This window comes from Bradyrhizobium sp. USDA 4506, assembly GCF_054058795.1.
Genome location: NZ_JBSSBM010000002.1, coordinates 8,302,264 through 8,320,195, shown reverse-complemented (window position 1 = coordinate 8,320,195; position 17,932 = coordinate 8,302,264). Strand labels below are relative to the sequence as shown.

Sequence of the window (17,932 nt, the reverse complement as noted above, 5' to 3'; positions counted from 1 at the left end):
CGCACCAATCATGCTTAAGAATCCTTGAAGAATACCACTCATGAGCACCGGCTTTACCGTTATCCGCGACAACACCCCCACAAGCGCCATTCCGAAAGGCGCCGTGGTCGCGATGGGGAATTTCGATGGCGTCCATCTCGGTCACCGCGCCGTGATCGGCGCGGCGCTTGCGATGGGCAGAGCGCGCGGCGTGCCCGCGCTCGCCGTGACCTTCGAGCCGCATCCGCGCAGCTTCTTCAGCCCGAACACTCCGCAATTCCGTCTCACGGACGAGACCAACAAGCTGCGGCTGCTCGCGGCCACCGGCCTCGCGGGCGCCGTCGTCATGACGTTCGACAAGGCGCGCGCCGGTACCACGGCACAGGATTTCATTCACCATGACCTGATCGGCCGGCTCGGCATCAGCGGGATCGCGGTCGGCTACGACTTCCATTTCGGCAAGGGCCGGGTCGGCTCGCCGAGCCTGCTGGTCAGCGAAGCGCCGCGGCTCGGCATCGAGGTCGATGTGCAGGCCCATGTCGACATCGAGGAGCGCCCGGTCTCCTCCAGCGCGATCCGCATGGCGCTCGCCGAAGGCGAGATCGCGGATGCGACCACGATGCTGGGCGGACCGTGGTTCGTCACCGGCAAGGTGGTCCACGGCGAGAAGCGCGGCCGAGATCTCGGTTACCCCACCGCCAATATCCGCCTCGACAAGCATTGCGGCTTGAAGCACGGCATCTACGCGGTGCGGGTCGGCAAGGGCTCGCAACGGTTCGACGGTGTCGCAAGCTTCGGGCGCCGGCCGACCTTCGACAACGGCGCGCCGCTGCTCGAGGTGTTCCTGTTCGACTTCAAGGGCGATCTGTACGACGCGGTCCTTGATGTCGCATTCATCGGTTTCATTCGCGAAGAGCTGAAATTCGACACCATCGAGGCGTTGATACGCCAGATGGATGACGACAGCGCCAAGGCGCGCGCGGTGCTGGCCGCGGCGCCCGACGCGTTCCCGCAGCTCGGAGTGATTGGTTGAACCGGACTGAAAAGCAAAAAATGCTGGCGGGCGAGCTGTATCGCCCGGATGCAGAGCTCGCCGCCGAGCATACAGCGGCGGAACAATGGATGGCACGCTACAATGCGTCGGGCGCATTGTCCGCGGCCGAGTTGCACGCGCTGCTCGGCGAGCGCTTCCGCAAGGTCGGCAGGGATGCCGTGATACGCCCGCCGTTCTTCTGCGATTACGGCAGCAATATCAGCCTCGGCGACGGCGTGTTCCTCAACTTCAATTGCGTCATCCTCGACGTCGTCGAGGTCGCGATCGGCGATCGGACCCAGATCGGACCCGCGGTGCAGATCTATACCGCCGACCACCCGCGCGATGCCGAAACCCGCCGCGCCGGGCTGGAATTCGGCCGCCCGATCCGGATCGGCAGCGACGTCTGGATCGGCGGGGGTGCCATCATTCTGCCCGGCATCACGATCGGCGACGGCGCCCTGGTCGGGGCCGGCAGCGTGGTCACACGGAACGTCGCCCCCGGCGCGATCGTGGCGGGAAATCCGGCCCGGGCACGGCCGGCCTGAACCGCGCCATGCGCGGCCCTGCGAGCCACCGGGGGCTTTGCGATTTCCCCGTCCGGCTGCTATGGAAACCCCATGTTTTCGCGGCGCATCATACGGATTAGCGGCCCGGCTTCCGCCTGAGCCTGAAGGCTCGGCGCAAGACCGGGACTTCGCCGTTTCACCCGCGATTGATCGCGTATCCGCGCCCGCACCTGCCAAATCAGAGCTTTCATGTCCGACAAGCCGCAAAAGACCGACGCCCAAAAGACTGACGTTAGGGACTATTCCAAGACCCTTTACCTGCCGCAGACGGATTTCCCGATGCGCGCCGGCCTGCCCCAGCGCGAGCCGGAAATCCTGAAATACTGGAACGACATCGGCCTCTACGACAAGCTCCGCCGGGAAGCCGAGGGCCGCGCCAAATTCGTGCTGCATGACGGCCCACCCTACGCCAACGGCAACATCCATATCGGGCACGCGCTGAACAAGATCCTCAAGGACGTCGTGACCAAGAGCCAGCAGATGCTCGGCTTCGACTCCAACTACGTGCCGGGCTGGGACTGCCACGGCCTGCCGATCGAATGGAAGATCGAGGAGGAGAACTACCGCTCCAAGGGCAAGCAGAAGCCCGATTTCCGCGACTCGGCGGCGATGGTCGCGTTCCGCAAGGAATGCCGTGCCTATGCGACGCACTGGATCAACGTGCAGCGCGAGGAGTTCAAGCGGCTCGGCATCATCGGCGACTGGGACCATCCCTACCAGACGATGAGCTATCCGGCCGAGGCCCAGATCGCCCGCGAGCTGATGAAGTTCGCCGCCAACGGCACGCTCTATCGCGGCTCGAAGCCGGTGATGTGGAGCGTGGTCGAGAAGACCGCGCTTGCCGAAGCCGAGGTCGAATACGAGGACTACACCTCCGACATGGTGTGGGTGAAATTCCCGGTCACCTCGCCGGCGCATGGCGCGCTGGCCAATGCCTCGGTCGTGATCTGGACCACCACGCCGTGGACGCTGCCCGGCAACCGCGCCATCTCGTTTTCGCCGAAGATCGCCTATGGCCTCTACAAGGTGACGGATGCGCCGGCGGACAATTGGGCCAAGACCGGCGATCTCCTGATCCTGGCCGACGCGCTTGCCGCCGAGGTGTTCAAGCAGGCCCGCGTCACGTCCTATGAGAAGGTCCGCGATATTCCCGGCGACACGCTGGACGCCGTGGAATGCGCCCATCCGCTGCGCGGCTTCGGTGGCGGCTACGAATTCATCGTGCCGCTGCTCGCCGGCGAGCATGTCACCGACGACACCGGCACCGGCTTCGTGCACACCGCGCCGAGCCACGGCCGCGAGGACTTCGACGTCTGGACGGCCAACACCCGCGAGCTCGATGCGCGCGGCATCCCGACGGCGATCCCGTATACGGTCGACGAGAACGGCGCCTACACCGCGCAGGCTCCGGGCTTCACCGGCAAACGCGTGCTCAACGACAAGGGCGAGAAGGGCGATGCCAACGAGGCCGTGATCAAGGCGCTGATCGAGGCCGGCAGGCTGCTCGCGCGCGGCCGCCTCAAGCACCAGTATCCGCACTCCTGGCGCTCCAAGAAGCCGGTGATCTTCCGCAACACGCCGCAATGGTTCATCGCGATGGACAAGCCCATCGCCGAGAACGGCCATGCCAGGAAGGGCGACACGCTGCGCGCCCGCGCGCTGCACGCGATCTCGGTCACGCAATGGGTGCCGCCGGCCGGCGAGAACCGCATCAACGGCATGATCGCCAACCGTCCCGACTGGGTGATCTCGCGGCAGCGCGCCTGGGGCGTGCCGATCGCCGTGTTCGTGCGGGAGAACAGCGACGGCTCGGCCGAGATCCTGCAGGACGAGGTCGTCAACCAGCGCATCACCGAGGCGTTCATGGAGGAAGGCGCCGACGCCTGGTACATGGACGGCGCCCGCGAGCGCTTCCTTGGCAGCCGCGCGTCCGAGAACTGGAAGAAGGTCGACGACATCTGCGACGTCTGGTTCGATTCCGGCTCCACGCACGCCTTCGTGCTGGAAGACCGCCAGAACTTCCCGCAGCTCGGCAACATCGTCCGCAAGGTCGATGGCGGCAACGACACCGTGATGTATCTCGAAGGCAGCGACCAGCATCGCGGCTGGTTCCACTCGTCGCTGCTGGAAAGCGCCGGCACGCGCGGCCGCGCGCCTTATGACATCGTGCTGACCCACGGCTTCACGCTCGACGAGAACGGCCGCAAGATGTCGAAGTCGCTCGGCAACACCGTCGAGCCGCAGAAGGTGATCAAGGATTCCGGCGCGGACATCCTGCGCCTGTGGGTCTGCGCGACCGACTATGCCGACGACCAGCGCATCGGCCCGGAGATCCTCAAGAACACCATCGAGACCTACCGCAAACTGCGCAACTCGATCCGCTGGATGCTCGGCACGCTGCATCATTTCAAGCCGAGCGAGAAGGTCGCCTTTGCCGAGATGCCCGAACTCGAGCGGCTGATGCTGCACGAGCTCGCCGGCCACACCGAGACCATCCGCAAGGCCTATGCCGACTTCGACTACAAGACCGTGGTCGCAAGCCTCGCGGCCTTCATGAACTCCGAGCTGTCGGCGTTCTACTTCGACATCCGCAAGGACACGCTGTATTGCGATCCGCCGTCCTCGGTGGCGCGCAAGGCGGCGCTGACCACGATCGATCTGCTCTGCGACGCGATCCTGAAATGGCTGGCGCCGATCCTGAGCTTCACCACCGACGAAGCCTGGCGGATGTATCGGCCGAACGCCGAGCCTTCGGTGCATCTCACGTTGTTCCCCGAAGGTCTCGAACAATTCCGCGACGACGCGCTTGCCGCGAAGTGGGAGACGATCCGCGACATCCGCCGCGTCGTCACCGGCGCGCTCGAGCTCGAACGCGCCGCCAAGCGAATCGGCTCCTCGCTCGAGGCATCGCCGGTGATCTACGTCGCTGACAGACAGATGCTGGCCACGTTGTTCGACATCGATCTCGCCGAAGTCTGCATCACCTCGAGCTACGAGGTGCGCGAGGGCGAGGCGCCGGCCGCAGCTTTCCGCCTCGATGCCGTGCCTGGCGTTGCGGTCGTGGTCGAGAAGGCGGTCGGCACCAAATGCGCCCGTTCGTGGAAGATCCTGCCGACGGTGGGCGAGGACGGCGAATATCCCGACGTCTCGCCGCGCGACGCGCAAGCGCTGCGCGAATGGAAGGCGCTGGAGGTCACGGCTTGAGCTCGCCCGTGCGCGCCGGTGTGCTTGCGGCGGTGATCACCCTGATCGCCGACCAGGCCTCCAAGCTCTGGCTGCTCCACGTCCTCGACATCGTGCATCACGCCCCGGTGCGGGTGACGCCGTTCTTCGACCTGGTGCTCGCCTGGAATCCGGGGATCAGTTTCGGCTGGTTCCAGAGCGAGACCCCGGCGGCCCAGATCCTGCTGATGGTGATCAAGGCCGCGGCCGTGATCGCGCTGGCGATCTGGATGGCGCGGTCGCGGACCTGGCTCGCGACGGTGTCGCTCGGCCTGATCATCGGCGGTGCCATCGGGAACGGCGTCGACCGCTTTGCCTATGGCGCGGTGGTCGATTTTGCCCTGCTTCATGCCGAGATCGGGGGAAAAACCTTCAATTGGTACATCTTCAACCTCGCCGACGTAGCGATCGTTGCTGGCGTGGCAGCCCTATTGTATGATTCCGTGGTGGGGACCCCCGCCGTAAAAGCGCCCTGATCCCGGCCGATACGAGCCGGTCAGCGGCCCACACCTGTATCAAGCGGAACTGTGCCTAAGCCAGTGATCGCTTTGGCGAATTTTGAGATGGGAATGGCGCAATGCGCAACACCAAAGCCCGCGGTTACCTGATCGAGACGTCCCGGCTGTCGCTGATGCGCGGCCTGCGCCTGGCGTTCGTCGCAGCCGGGATCGGCCTTGTCATGACGGCCGGCCCGGTGCGCGCCGGCGACGATGAAGATGACGGCGACGACGGCCTGACCTTCGAAGAGCGGATCGTCGACAATCTGATGACCGGGCTCGGCGCCAAGAGTGCGGCCAGCAAGGGCATCGACTACCGCGAGCGCTCGCCGCTGGTAGTGCCGCCGAAGCTGGATTTGCCCCCGCCGGCGTCCACCGCCCAGGTCAACGCGCCGAACTGGCCGAAGGACCCTGATATCGCGGCGCGCAAGGCTGCGATCGCGGCGCGCAAGAAGGAAGTCAAGAAGGAGCCCTGGCAGTCAGCGGTAGCGTTGACGCCGGCCGAGATCGAGGCGGGCCGCAAGCAGCAGACGGCCACCGACGGCCGCAAGGAGCCGCTGGAGCCGGGCGTGAGCACCAATCCGTCGCTGATGCCGAGCCAGCTCGGTTACACCGGCGGCCTGCTCGGCATGTTCAAGGGAAACAGCAGCGAGTCCAAACCGTTCAAGGGTGAGCCGACGCGCGACTCCCTGACCGAGCCGCCACCGGGCTACCAGACGCCGTCCGCAGGCTATGCCTACGGCACCGGCCCGCAGGCGCCGATGGCGAAAGAAGGCCAGTACGACGTCATGACCGGAAAACCGGTGCAGTGATCGCTTGGCCTCCGCGGGCGAAGGCTGACATGAGCAAAGCTTAATGCGGGGCGGCGGGTGTCTCTCCGCTTCGTGACCATCGGCACGGGAACGACCGTGTACGATGGCATGCTTTCGCGCCCCGGCCGTGGGTCCGGGCTTTCATAAGGACCATGATGCGCTCTCGCCGATCGATCGCCCTGTTCGCTGCCGCATTCGTTTCCACCATCCCGCTGCCGGGTGCCAGCCTCCGCGCCCAGACCACCGTCACCTCGGAACGCCCCGCCAGTTTCACGCTCGACAACGGCCTGCAGGTCGTGGTGATCCCCGACCACCGTACGCCGGTGGTCACGCAGATGATCTGGTACAAGGTCGGCTCGGCCGACGAGACGCCCGGCAAATCGGGCCTCGCGCATTTCCTCGAGCATCTGATGTTCAAGGGCACCGCCAAGCATCCGGCCGGCGAGTTCTCGCAGACCGTGCTGCGCGTCGGCGGCAATGAGAACGCCTTCACCTCGGTCGACTACACCGGCTACTTCCAGCGCGTGCCGCGCGAGCAGCTGCCCACCATGATGGAGTTCGAGGCCGACCGCATGACCGGCCTGATCCTCAAGGACGAGAACGTGCTGCCGGAGCGCGATGTCGTGCTGGAGGAGTTCAACATGCGGGTTGCCAACAACCCGGATGCAAGACTGACCGAGCAGATCATGGCCGCGCTTTATCTCAACCATCCCTATGGCCGGCCGGTGATCGGCTGGCACCAGGAGATCGAGAAGCTCGACCGCGAGGATGCGCTCGCCTTCTACCGCCGCTTCTACGCGCCGAACAACGCGATCCTGGTCATCGCCGGCGACGTCGACGTCAAGGATATCCGCCCGCTGGTCGAGAAGAACTTCGGCCCGATCCCGGCGCAGCATGCGATCCCCGAGAAGCGGGTCAGGCCGCAGGAGCCGACACCGGCCGCGCCGCGCACCGTGACGCTGTCGGATCCGCGCGTCGAACAGCCGAGCCTGCGCCGCTATTACCTGGTGCCCTCGGCGACAACCGCCGCTTCAGGCGAGAGCCAGGCGCTCGATGTGCTCGCGCAGTTGATGGGCGGCGGCGCCAACTCCTATCTCTACCGCTCGCTGGTGATCGACAAGGGCCTCGCGATCTCGGCCGGCGCCGGCTACCAGGGCACTTCGCTCGATCCGTCGCAATTCTCGATCTCGGTGACGCCGAAACCCGGCGTCGAGTTCGCGCAGATCGAGGACGCGATCGACAAGGTGATCGCCGACCTCGCGCAGAACCCGGCGCGCGCCGAGGATCTCGAACGGGTCAAGACCCAGCTCATCGCGGAGGCGATCTACGCCCAGGACAACCAGGCGACGCTGGCACGCTGGTATGGCGGCGCGCTGACCACCGGGCTCAGCATCGAGGATATCCGCAGCTGGCCGGACCGCATCCGCGCCGTCACCGCCGAGCAGGTGCGCAATGCCGCCGCCAGCTGGCTCGACAAGAAGCGGTCGGTGACCGGCTACCTGATCAAGGATACTGCGCCGAAACGCGAGGAGAAGCGCTCGTGATCTATTCCCTCACCCGCCGTGCGGCGCTGATCGGCGGCGCCTGCGCCGCGCTGCTGACGCTGACGTCGGCGCCCTCGCAGGCCGCGGCCAAGATCCAGCGGCTGGTGTCGCCGGGCGGCATCGAGGCGTGGTTCGTGCAGGACGCGACCGTGCCGCTGATCGCAATGGAATATGCCTTCAGCGGCGGCGCCAGCCAGGATCCGCCCGGCAAGCCCGGCGTCGGCAATCTGGTCGCCGACCTGCTCGACGAGGGTTCCGGCGATCTCGATTCCAAAACCTATCATGAGCGGCTCGAGCGCCGCGCCATCGAGCTCAGCTTCCAGTCGAACCGCGATCAATTCCGCGGCTCGCTGCGCATGCTCAAGGACAACAAGGACGAAGCCTACGACCTGTTGCGAATGGCGCTGACCTCGCCGCACTTCGAGCCGAAGGACGTCGAACGGATCCGCGCCCAGGTGATCGCCAATCTGCGCCGCGAATCGACCAATCCGTCCTCGCTCGCCGGCCGCAAATTCCTCGAGCTCGCCTTCGGCGATCATCCCTATGCCAGGACGGCCACCGGCACGCTCGACAGCGTGCCGACCATCCAGATCCCGGATCTCAAGGACTACACCCGCCGCATCATCGCCAAGGATACGCTGCGCGTTGCCGTGGTCGGCGACGTCGATCCCGATACGCTCGGCAAGCTGCTGGACAAGACCTTTGGCGGCCTGCCGGCGAAAGCCGAATTGACGCCCATTCCCGACGTCGTGGCGACCAGGCCGCCGCAGCGCGCCTTCGTCCCGCTCGACGTGCCGCAGACCGTCGTCACCTTCGGCGGCCCCGGCATTGCCAGGCACGACCCGGACTTCATGGCGGCCTATGTGGTGAACCACATTCTCGGCGGCGGTGGATTGTCGTCGCGGCTCTACAAGGAAGTGCGCGAGAAGCGCGGGCTGGCCTACTCGATCTATGAAGCGCTGGTCTGGATGGATCACTCCGCGCTGTTCATCGGCAACACCGGCACCCGCGCCGATCGCGCCGGCGAGACCGTCGATGCGATCGAAGCGGAAGTGCGCCGCATCGCCGAGGAAGGTCCGACGCAGAAGGAGCTCGATGAGGCGAAGTCCTACCTGAAGGGCTCGCAGATGCTGGCGCTCGACACCTCCTCCAAACTCGCGCAGGCGATGCTGCAATACCAGCTCGACAAGCTGCCGATCGATTACATCGAGAAACGCAACGCCATCGTCGATGCGGTGACGCTCGACGATGCCAAGCGGGTCGCCAAAAAGCTCTGGGGCAACGGCCTGCTCACCGCAATCGTCGGCCGCGCCCCGCAGGCCGCGGCGCAGCCGGTGTCGGCGCCACCGAAGGCGAACTGACGCGCTTCGGCGGGCTCACTTCTTCGTCCGCATCACCGCCGTGGCCACCCCTCTCCCCACCCTCCCCCGCAAGGGGGGAGGGAGCCGGAACAGCGTGCTGACCTCACAGCGAGTCACCGCAAACACTACAGCCCGTTCTCGGGCCGTCAGGGACGTATAGGCGGTAGGGCTCCCTCCCCCCTTGCGGGTAGGGCAATCGCATATGGCCGTTTGAGGCGATCGGAGTTCCCACAAACTCGTCATGCCCGGGCTTGTCCCGGGCATCCACGTCTTCGTTTCCACGCGAAGAAAAGACGTGGATGGCCGGGACAAGCCCGGCCATGACGGCGCGGAAGCATCGGTTCATTCCATATGCGATTGCCCTGCCCTTGCGGGGGAGGGTGGGGAGAGGGGTAAGCCGCACGCGGCGCTCTCAAACGTACCTAACGCTGCATCTACGCAGCTGAAGCACGCACAGCACAAACCCGCTATCCTGCGGCCTGCCGATTCTTCCTTCCACGGGTGATGTCATGCTGCGGGTGTCCCGCGACCTTGCGATCGACGAGAACGACATTGAGATCGTCTTTGTCCGCGCCTCCGGCCCGGGCGGACAGAATGTCAACAAGGTCTCGACCGCTGCGCAGCTTCGCTTCGACACCAACAAGATTGCATTGCCGGCAGACGCCGCGCAGCGGCTGGCGCGGCTCGCCGGCAGCCGCATGACCAAGGACGGCGTGATCGTGATCCACGCCTTCCGCTTTCGCACCCAGGAACGCAATCGCGCCGATGCGATCGAGCGGCTGCTCGAGATGTTGAGGGAGGCGATGGTGCGGCCGACACCGCGGCGGCCGACCAAGCCGACGCTCGGCTCCAAGCAGCGCCGGCTCGAGGGCAAGAAACGCCGCAGCGACATCAAGGCGGGGCGCGGCGCCCGCCGTTTCGACGATTAGATCATAATGCGTTTCCACGGAATCGCATCATGATCTCATCTCCTTGTTTGAGCATGATCTTTTCGGAAAACCGGTTTCCACTTTTCCGGATCATGCTCCAGGGAACGCCGGACGCAGCGCGCGCGGCACTGCATCCGGGATCCGGTCAGCGTAACCAGAAGCGTTTTCGCGCGAAGCGGATGTCGGTTCGCGCGAAGGAACGCGTCAGAACAAGAAGCTCGAGCCTTGGTTCCGATTGATCAGAACCGCGAAGGCTCTCGTGCTTCAGTACTTCTTGGTTGCGGGCGCCATCTCGGAACCGCCCGACTTCGGTGCCGTGCGTCCGCTGCCGACCGTTCCCTTGCTGCCCGACTTGGCGGCGGCGCCGCTCTTCTGCGTCGTCGCGCCAGGTTGCGCCGTCATTTCCTCATCGCCGCTGCCGGACATGCCGCCGCCCTGCTGCATGGTACCTCTGCCCTGTGCACCGCCGCGGGTATCCGGTGCAGTCGTTCCCTGTGCCAGGACGGGGCCGGCCATCGCGGCCGAGATGGCAAGGGCGAGCACGCTGGTTTTTGCAAACGTCATCCATTTCTCCTGGGACTTTAATTGACGATGGAGGAGCGGCGCAGGTGGTGCGCCGTTTGCAGCGCCGACCCTGAACCCCATCGCGCAAGACTGCATTTTCCGCAAACGGCGCACGCGAGATGCAAGCTGCGTCGTGTGGTGATCGTGCAGGGATTTCGCGGTCATTTTGCGAAATTGTCGTCCGCATATGCGGCAACCACCGGTTCCGCGCCAGATCACCGCCCAGCTTTGTTCTGCTGTGAAACAGCCCGCTACTACCAACGGCGGATTTCAGCCTCCTACAGTCTCCGCACAGAGGCGGTGATGTAGATGACAAAGCTGCGCGCAAGGTGGTCGTTGGGGCTGGGATTTTGCAGCGCAATGCTTGCAGTGCAAATGACGGCTGCGCAGATGCCCTTGCCCGCCGCCAAGCCGCCCGATGGGGCGACGCTGTTCAAGCAGCAATGCGCGACCTGCCACACCACCAACATGTCGGATGCCGTCCGGCAAGGACCGTCGCTCTACAAGGTCGTCGGCCGCCACGCCGGCAAGGCCGACGGCTTCAAATATTCCGCGGGCTTCAGCAAGGCCGACTTCGTCTGGGACGACGCCAGGCTCGACGCCTGGCTGACCAATCCGCAGGAGATGATCCCCGGCGCCGTGATGGCCTACCGGCAGGCCAAGCCGGAAACCCGCGCCATGATCATCGCCTATCTGAAGGAGCTGAACTGAATGGCGAAACCCGTGCATTCGATGATCCGCGTGTTTGACGAAGGAAAAGCGCTCGACTTCTACCAGCGCGCGTTTGGCCTGGAGATCGCGGACAATCTGAGATTTCCCGATTTCGCGCTGATCTATCTGCGCCATCCCTCCTCGCCCTTCGAGGTCGAGCTCACGGTCAACTTCGATCGCAAGGAGCCCTACACGCTCGGCGACGGCTACGGCCATCTCGCCGTCATCGTCGATGACGTCGATGCCGAGCACGCGCGCTTCGAAAAGGAGAAACTGTCGCCGGGGCCGCTGCGCGACTTCAAGCATGACGGCAAGACGCTGGCGCGCTTCTTCTTCGTCTCCGATCCCGACGGCTACAAGATCGAGGTGATCCAGCGCGGCGGGCGCTTCGGCTAGAGCATGCTCGAAATAACAAGGCAATTGCACAAATAAAAATTGACGGAGGAACCCATGAGAGAAATCGATCGACGCAGCAAATATGACCGGCGTGTCTTTCTCAAAGGCGCGGCCGTGACCGCACCCGCAGTCGCGATTGCCACCTCGACGGGGCTCGGCATCACCGATGCGTGGGCCGAAGGCGCCACGACGCTGACGCCGGCCACGATGAAGACGCTGCTCAAGATGGCGCGCGACATCTATCCGCACGATTTCCTCGGCGACAGCTACTACATAGCAGCGGTCAAGCCGTGGGATGAGAAGGCCGCGAAGGATCCGGCGGTCAAGTCGCTGATCAATGACGGCGTCACGAGGCTCGATCAGGCGGCCAACGACCGCCACAAGATGCCATATGTCCAGGTCGCCTGGGAAAACGACCGCGTCGCGCTGCTGCAGCAGATCGAACAGAGCGCGTTCTTCCAGAAGATCCGCGGCGACCTCATCGTCTCCATCTACAACAACAAGGAGGTGTGGCCGCGGTTCGGCTACGAGGGCTCCTCGGCCGAGCATGGCGGCTACATCAAGCGCGGCTTCGCCGATATCGACTGGCTGCCGAAGGTCTAACGGGTCGGGAGGAAACAATGGCAAAATTCGATCTGAATGACAGCGGCGTTGTGGTGATCGTCGGCTCCGGTGCCGGCGGCGGAACGCTCGGCAATGAACTGGCGCAGAAGGGCGTCAAGGTCGTCATCCTGGAGGCCGGCCCGCGCATCGAGAACCAGGACTTCATCAACGATGAATGGGACAGCTTCACCCAGCTCGCCTGGTCCGACGCGCGTTCGACCTCGGGCAGCTGGCGCGTCCACCAGGACTTTCCGGGCCTGCCGGCCTGGATCGTGAAGGCGGTCGGCGGCTCGACCACGCACTGGGCGGGCGCCTCGCTGCGCTTCGACGAGCACGAGTTCAAGATCAAGTCGGCCTATGGCACCATTCCCGGCGCCAACCTGATCGACTGGCCGATCACGCTCGCCGAGATGGAGCCGTGGTACGCCAAGGCCGAGGACAAGATGGGCGTCACCCGCACCAACGGCATCCCAGGGCTGCCCGGCAACAATAACTTCAAGGTGATGGAAGCCGGCGCGAAGAAGCTCGGCTACAAGGAGGTGCACACCGGGCGGATGGCGATCAACAGCGAGCCGCGCGACGGCCGCGGTTCCTGCCAGCAGATCGGCTTCTGCTTCCAGGGCTGCAAGTCGGGCGCCAAATGGTCGACGCTCTACACCGAGATCCCGAAGGGCGAAGCCACCGGCAATCTCGAAGTGCGTCCCGGCAGCATGGTGATCAAGATCGAGCACGACCAGTCCGGCAAGGTCACCGGCGTGGTCTATGCCGATGCAACCGGCGCCATGCAGCGCCAGAAGGCCCGCGTGGTCGCGGTCGCCGGCAACTCGATCGAGAGCCCGCGGCTCTTGCTCAACAGCGCGTCCAGCATGTTCCCGGACGGGCTCGCCAATTCATCCGGCCAGGTCGGCCGCAACTACATGCGGCATATGACCGGCAGCGTGTATGCGAGCTTCGAGAAATCGGTGCACATGTATCGCGGCACCACGATGGCCGGCATCATCCGCGACGAGGCCAAGAACGATCCGAAACGCGGCTTCGTCGGCGGCTACGAGATGGAGACGCTGTCGCTCGGCCTGCCCTTCATGGCCGCGTTCCTCAATCCCGGCGCCTGGGGACGCAGCTTCACCAGCGCGATCGAGGGCTATCCGCGGATGGCCGGCATGTGGCTGGTCGGCGAGGACATGCCGCAGGAGACCAACCGCATCACGCTGGATCCGAAGATCAAGGACAAGTTCGGCATGCCGGTCGCCAGCGTGCATTTCGACGATCATCCGAACGACGTCGCGATGCGCGATCACGCCTACAAGCAGGGCTCCGCGGTCTATGAGGCGGTCGGCGCCACCGTCACCTATCCGACGCCGCCCTATCCCTCGACCCACAACATGGGCACCAACCGGATGAGCGAGAAGCCGCGCGACGGCGTGGTCAACAAGTTCGGCCAGACCCACGACATCAAGAACCTGTTCGTCTCCGACGGCAGCCAGTTCACGAGCGGAGCGGCCTGCAACCCGACGCTGACGATCGTGTCGCTGGCGATCCGCCAGGCCGACCACATCGCCGGCGCGATGCAGCGCAAGGAGATCTAGACCAGACGACCATTCGAACCGAGTCGCGGATTCCGCCTCACCTCGCCCCGCGTGCGGGGAGAGGTCGGAGCGCATCGTTAGATGCGTTCCGGGTGAGGGGAGTCTCCGCAAACGCAGCTGTCACCGGATACGCGGAGACGGCCCCTCACCCCAACCCTCTCCCCGTAAGAACGGGCGAGGGAGCGCAGCGCCGTCGTGGTCGCCACTGCGCTTTAGCAAGAAAATACAATTCCCCTCTCACTGAAGCGGCCTTGCCCAACTGGACAAGGCCGCTTTCTTCTTTGCGTGATGGACCGGTGCGAAATCTATTCCGCCGCATCCATGATCGCCGCCGCCCCGCGATAGTCCGGGACCACCGCCGACGCATTGGCCTTGGCGCGGTAGATCAGGCAGGAGCAGCGCAGCAGCGAGGCGAAATTGTTCACCTCGCCGTGATGATCGAGCACCTCGTTGTGCAGGGTGGTGAGGAACTTGGCCAAGGTCATGCCTTCCTTGGCCGCGATCTCCTCCAGCGTATCCCAGAACGACATTTCCAGCCGGATCGAGGTGCAATGGCCGTCGATCCGCAACGATCGGGTCTGCGATTCATAGTCGCGTTGCGGCTGATGCGCGAAAAGATGGCACATGGCGTTCCTCCGGCGAGAACTTATAATTTTTCTAAACGATATACCTGTGCGCGCGGCCCCACAATCGGGACGTAGGGCGTAACGCACCGGCCGCCGAAGCCAAGCGTCTTCAAGGCGATAGGCCGGACTCATCCCCAACCTGCTTGCGGCCGCCATATCGGTCCCATGCATTTGCCGGCGCGGCGACTTATAGTAACGGCCAGCCTCGAATCGCTCCTCCGACCGTCCAATCCATGCCCGTCCGCCAGCTTCCCGAACAGCTCGTCAACCGCATCGCCGCCGGCGAAGTGGTCGAACGCCCCTCGAGCGTGGTCAAGGAACTGGTCGAGAACGCGATCGACGCCGGCGCCAGCCGGATCGACGTTTTCACCGATGGCGGCGGGCGGCGCCGGATCGGTATCACCGACGATGGCGGCGGCATGACCCGCGCCGACCTCGCGCTTGCGGTCGACCGTCACGCCACCTCCAAGCTCGACGACGAAGACCTGTTGCGCATCCGCACGCTCGGCTTCCGCGGCGAGGCGCTGCCCTCGATCGGGGCGGTCGCAAAGCTCGGCATCACGACGCGTCATGCCAGCGAGCCGCATGCCTGGTCGCTGTCGGTCGAAGGCGGCGAGAAGTCGGAGGTCATGCCGGCCGCGCTCGGCCAGGGCACCCGCGTCGAGGTCAACGAACTCTTCTACGCAACGCCGGCGCGGCTGAAATTCCTCAAGACCGACCGCACCGAGGCGGAGGCGATCCGCGAGGTGGTGCGCCGCCTCGGCATGGCGCGCCCGGACGTCGCCTTCACGCTGGCCGGCGAAGAGCGCGCGCCGGTCACCTGGGCCGCAGCGCTGCCCGGCGCGGCCGGCCGGCTGACCCGGCTCGGCGATATCCTGGGCGCGGATTTTCGCAGCTCCGCGATCGAGGTGCGCGCCGAGCGCGAGGGCGTCGTGGTCGAAGGCTTTGCCGCCGCGCCGTCGCTGACCCGCGCCAATGCGCTCGGGCAATATCTGTTCGTCAACGGCCGCCCGGTGCGCGACAAGCTGATCCTCGGCGCCGTGCGCGCGGCCTATTCCGACTATCTGCCGCGCGACCGCCATCCCGTCGTGGCGCTGTTCGTGACCTGCGACCCGCAAGAGGTCGACGCCAATGTGCATCCGGCCAAGACCGAGGTGCGCTTCCGCAACGCCGGCCTGGTCCGCGCGCTCATCGTGCACGCCCTGAAGGAAGGCCTCGCGCGCGAAGGCAGGCGCACCGCGGCCAATACCGCCGACGGCGCCGCGCTCTCGGCCTTCCGCCCCGCCTTCACGCCGCCGCGTCCGGGCAATTGGGACTGGCGCGGCTCGCCGTCCTATCCGGCTGGTCCGCTGCGCGCGTTCGACGGTGCGGCGGCGCCCGCCTTCGCCGAGCCCGGACAGGCTGCCTTCGACGTCGGCGCGCCGACTGCCGATGTGCGCTTCGAGGCCGCGCCCGCGCCAGACCTGCTCGACCGGCCGCTCGGCGCCGCGCGCACCCAGATCCACGAGACCTACATCGTCTCGCAGACCCGCGACGGCCTCATCGTGGTCGACCAGCACGCGGCGCATGAGCGCATCGTCTATGAGAAGCTGAAGGCCTCGCTGGCGAAGAACGGCGTGCAGCGGCAGATCCTCTTGATCCCCGAGATCGTCGAGCTCGATGAGGCGACCGTCGAGAAGCTGCTCGATCGCGCCGAGGAGCTGGCGTCATTCGGGCTCGCGATCGAATCCTTCGGCCCCGGCGCCGTCGCCGTACGCGAGACGCCCTCGCTGCTCGGCAAGGCCAATGCGGCGGGCCTGTTGCGCGACCTCGCCGAGCACATGGCGGAGTGGGACGAGGCGCTGCCGCTGGAGCGCCGACTGATGCACGTCGCCGCCACCATGGCCTGCCACGGCTCGGTCCGCGCCGGCCGCCGCCTCAAGCCGGAAGAGATGAACGCGCTGCTCCGCGAGATGGAAGACACGCCGAACTCCGGCCAGTGCAACCACGGCCGCCCGACCTATGTCGAATTGAAGCTGAGCGATATCGAGAAGCTGTTCGGGCGGCGGTAGTCTCCATCCCCGTCGTCCCGGGCAAACCAACGGGTCGGCGCAAAGCGCGGCCCTATGATAAACTCAGCGAAACCCATCATCTCTCCCGCGGCCCGGAAGTCGATGGGTTTCGCTGGCTCTACCCATTCTACGAATTGTTCCGCCGGGCAAACACGTCCAGCACCGTGCGAAGTTGCGCGATCCATTCGTGACCGTCCTCGAACCCGCCTGCCGCGATCCGCGTGCAGATCTGATCGAGATCTTCGCCCCCAGGTGATGCTTGATCCTTGCCGACCTGCCTCGCAATCGCGACATAGCCCTCCGTCAGCAGCACGAGGCCGGGCGCGCTCGCGACAACATAATGCTCGCGTGCTTCGCGAAACATGCTGATCGCCTCCTCATAGCGGCCAAGCGCCAGGTCAAACGCCCCCACCATCCAGACGCCCGTCGCCTCGCGCAGCGGTCCGAGCTCCAGAGTCCGCACCAGCCGGAGCGAGCGTTCTGCAAGCTCGCGTGCGGCCAGCAGATTGTCCTGATTGATCGGCTTGTCGGACACGCTCCAGCCCGGCCAGCAATCGGCCGCCGCATTGAACGTCCAGCGCTGGACCATCATGAGCGCGTCACGCGCGTCCCCATCCCGCGCGCCGCAACCGCGCTCGATCTGATCGGCGGCATCGCGCGCTGCCGCAAGCAGCGCCGCATCATCGCCAGCGCCGCGCAACGCCTTGACCTGCGTCTCCAGCTGACCGGCCAGCCCGGCAAGAGTGTCGGCCATGGTTCGCGCTCCCCTAGCGGTGATGAATCAGTATCGCGTAGGATGGGTAGAGCGCAGCGAAACCCATCATCTTTCCCGCGGCCCGGAAGTTGATGGGTTTCGCTTCGCTCTACCCATCCTACGAATTCTAGATTGCGGTGACAGCACGCAAAAACACGAACTCCGTGTCGTCATACGCGCGCCGCTCGAGCTCCTCGAAGCCCTCGGGCGCCGCGAACGCCGCGGCCTTGGCCTCCTCCACCACGAGCAGCGCGCCCGGCGTCAGCCAGCCGCCGTCGCGCAGCGAGGCGAGCGCCTTGTCGGCTAGCCCCTTGCCATAGGGCGGATCGAGAAACACCAGCGAGAACGGCTCGACCGGATGCGCCGGTCCAAGATCGGTGGCATCGCGGCGATAGACCTTGGTCGTGCCGCCGAGACCCAACGATTCGACATTGTTGCGCAGCAGCGCCCGCGCCTCGGCGCCATTGTCGACGAACAGCGTGAACCTGGCGCCGCGCGAGACCGCCTCGATGCCGAGCGCGCCGGTGCCGGCAAACAGATCGAGCACGCGCGCGTCCTCAATCGGATTGTCGTAGGCGTGGATCAGAATGTTGAACACGGACTCGCGCAGGCGGTCCGCGGTCGGACGAATCTCGCGGCCCGCAGGCGAAACGAGATTGCGGCCCTTCAGCCTGCCCCCGACGACGCGCATTGAC

17 protein-coding genes are annotated in these 17,932 nt (G+C 65.5%); 13 read left to right on the top strand and 4 right to left on the bottom strand.

The window, feature by feature from the left end; all coding sequences use genetic code 11:
• The first annotated feature begins 40 nt into the window (after nucleotides 1-40).
• From ACVIHF_RS41340 to arfB, 8 genes are all read left to right on the top strand, one after another.
• Nucleotides 41-1,012, top strand: coding sequence for a bifunctional riboflavin kinase/FAD synthetase (locus ACVIHF_RS41340; protein WP_229190504.1), 972 nt, complete (start codon nucleotides 41-43; stop codon nucleotides 1,010-1,012).
• Nucleotides 1,009-1,560 (top strand): sugar O-acetyltransferase, encoded by a 552-nt coding sequence (locus tag ACVIHF_RS41335; protein ID WP_310879660.1) that lies wholly within the window; start codon nucleotides 1,009-1,011, stop codon nucleotides 1,558-1,560. The genes ACVIHF_RS41340 and ACVIHF_RS41335 overlap by 4 nt, the downstream gene beginning before the upstream one ends.
• A gap of 210 nt (nucleotides 1,561-1,770) precedes the next feature.
• On the top strand, nucleotides 1,771-4,785 hold the full coding sequence (ileS, locus tag ACVIHF_RS41330; RefSeq protein WP_456793763.1) for an isoleucine--tRNA ligase: 3,015 nt from the start codon (nucleotides 1,771-1,773) through the stop codon (nucleotides 4,783-4,785).
• Complete coding sequence (gene lspA, locus ACVIHF_RS41325) at nucleotides 4,758-5,279, top strand: signal peptidase II (protein WP_310879658.1); 522 nt, start codon at nucleotides 4,758-4,760, stop codon at nucleotides 5,277-5,279. The genes ileS and lspA overlap by 28 nt, the downstream gene beginning before the upstream one ends.
• 101 nt (nucleotides 5,280-5,380) lie before the next feature.
• The gene (locus ACVIHF_RS41320; protein ID WP_028341057.1) at nucleotides 5,381-6,112 is read left to right on the top strand and encodes a hypothetical protein; all 732 of its coding nucleotides are present in this window, start codon (nucleotides 5,381-5,383) and stop codon (nucleotides 6,110-6,112) included.
• A 152-nt stretch (nucleotides 6,113-6,264) separates the two neighbouring features.
• Nucleotides 6,265-7,656 carry a M16 family metallopeptidase gene (locus tag ACVIHF_RS41315; RefSeq protein ID WP_310879657.1) on the top strand — a complete coding sequence of 464 codons (1,392 nt, stop codon included), beginning with the start codon at nucleotides 6,265-6,267 and terminating at the stop codon, nucleotides 7,654-7,656.
• Nucleotides 7,653-9,017 carry a M16 family metallopeptidase gene (locus ACVIHF_RS41310; RefSeq protein ID WP_375166629.1) on the top strand — a complete coding sequence of 455 codons (1,365 nt, stop codon included), beginning with the start codon at nucleotides 7,653-7,655 and terminating at the stop codon, nucleotides 9,015-9,017. Before ACVIHF_RS41315 ends, ACVIHF_RS41310 begins: the two co-directional genes overlap by 4 nt.
• Before the next feature lie 509 nt (nucleotides 9,018-9,526).
• The gene (gene arfB, locus ACVIHF_RS41305; protein WP_310879656.1) at nucleotides 9,527-9,946 is read left to right on the top strand and encodes an alternative ribosome rescue aminoacyl-tRNA hydrolase ArfB; all 420 of its coding nucleotides are present in this window, start codon (nucleotides 9,527-9,529) and stop codon (nucleotides 9,944-9,946) included.
• 264 nt (nucleotides 9,947-10,210) lie between these two features.
• Here the strand turns inward: arfB and ACVIHF_RS41300 are convergent, their stop codons facing one another.
• Entirely contained in the window at nucleotides 10,211-10,510 is a 300-nt protein-coding gene (locus ACVIHF_RS41300) for a hypothetical protein (protein WP_057016634.1), read from the bottom strand.
• Between the two features lie 390 nt (nucleotides 10,511-10,900).
• Between ACVIHF_RS41300 and ACVIHF_RS41295 the strand changes: the two genes are divergently transcribed.
• Genes ACVIHF_RS41295 through ACVIHF_RS41280 form a run of 4 tightly spaced genes read left to right on the top strand, consistent with a single transcriptional unit; the run spans nucleotide 10,901 to nucleotide 13,806 of the window.
• Entirely contained in the window at nucleotides 10,901-11,221 is a 321-nt protein-coding gene (locus tag ACVIHF_RS41295; protein WP_456794171.1) for a c-type cytochrome, read from the top strand.
• Nucleotides 11,222-11,617 (top strand): VOC family protein, encoded by a 396-nt coding sequence (locus tag ACVIHF_RS41290; protein WP_057016635.1) that lies wholly within the window; start codon nucleotides 11,222-11,224, stop codon nucleotides 11,615-11,617.
• Between the two features lie 54 nt (nucleotides 11,618-11,671).
• Nucleotides 11,672-12,220 carry a Twin-arginine translocation pathway signal gene (locus ACVIHF_RS41285; RefSeq protein WP_069278855.1) on the top strand — a complete coding sequence of 183 codons (549 nt, stop codon included), beginning with the start codon at nucleotides 11,672-11,674 and terminating at the stop codon, nucleotides 12,218-12,220.
• 17 nt (nucleotides 12,221-12,237) lie between these two features.
• The gene (locus tag ACVIHF_RS41280) at nucleotides 12,238-13,806 is read left to right on the top strand and encodes a GMC family oxidoreductase (protein WP_253604242.1); all 1,569 of its coding nucleotides are present in this window, start codon (nucleotides 12,238-12,240) and stop codon (nucleotides 13,804-13,806) included.
• 305 nt (nucleotides 13,807-14,111) lie between these two features.
• Here ACVIHF_RS41280 and ACVIHF_RS41275 read toward each other — a convergent pair whose 3' ends face one another.
• Nucleotides 14,112-14,432 (bottom strand): ribbon-helix-helix domain-containing protein, encoded by a 321-nt coding sequence (locus tag ACVIHF_RS41275; RefSeq protein WP_310879655.1) that lies wholly within the window; start codon nucleotides 14,430-14,432, stop codon nucleotides 14,112-14,114.
• 233 nt (nucleotides 14,433-14,665) lie between these two features.
• Here ACVIHF_RS41275 and mutL point away from each other — a divergent pair, with 233 nt between their 5' ends.
• Nucleotides 14,666-16,483 (top strand): DNA mismatch repair endonuclease MutL, encoded by a 1,818-nt coding sequence (gene mutL, locus ACVIHF_RS41270; RefSeq protein WP_456793762.1) that lies wholly within the window; start codon nucleotides 14,666-14,668, stop codon nucleotides 16,481-16,483.
• A gap of 127 nt (nucleotides 16,484-16,610) precedes the next feature.
• On the opposite strand, the gene ACVIHF_RS41265 is transcribed toward mutL, so the two are convergent.
• Together ACVIHF_RS41265 and rsmD are read right to left on the bottom strand one after the other, a co-directional pair.
• Nucleotides 16,611-17,237 (bottom strand): hypothetical protein, encoded by a 627-nt coding sequence (locus tag ACVIHF_RS41265; RefSeq protein WP_253604246.1) that lies wholly within the window; start codon nucleotides 17,235-17,237, stop codon nucleotides 16,611-16,613.
• Between the two features lie 127 nt (nucleotides 17,238-17,364).
• The gene (gene rsmD / locus ACVIHF_RS41260) at nucleotides 17,365-17,928 is read right to left on the bottom strand and encodes a 16S rRNA (guanine(966)-N(2))-methyltransferase RsmD (RefSeq protein ID WP_456793761.1); all 564 of its coding nucleotides are present in this window, start codon (nucleotides 17,926-17,928) and stop codon (nucleotides 17,365-17,367) included.
• Nucleotides 17,929-17,932 lie beyond the last annotated feature (4 nt).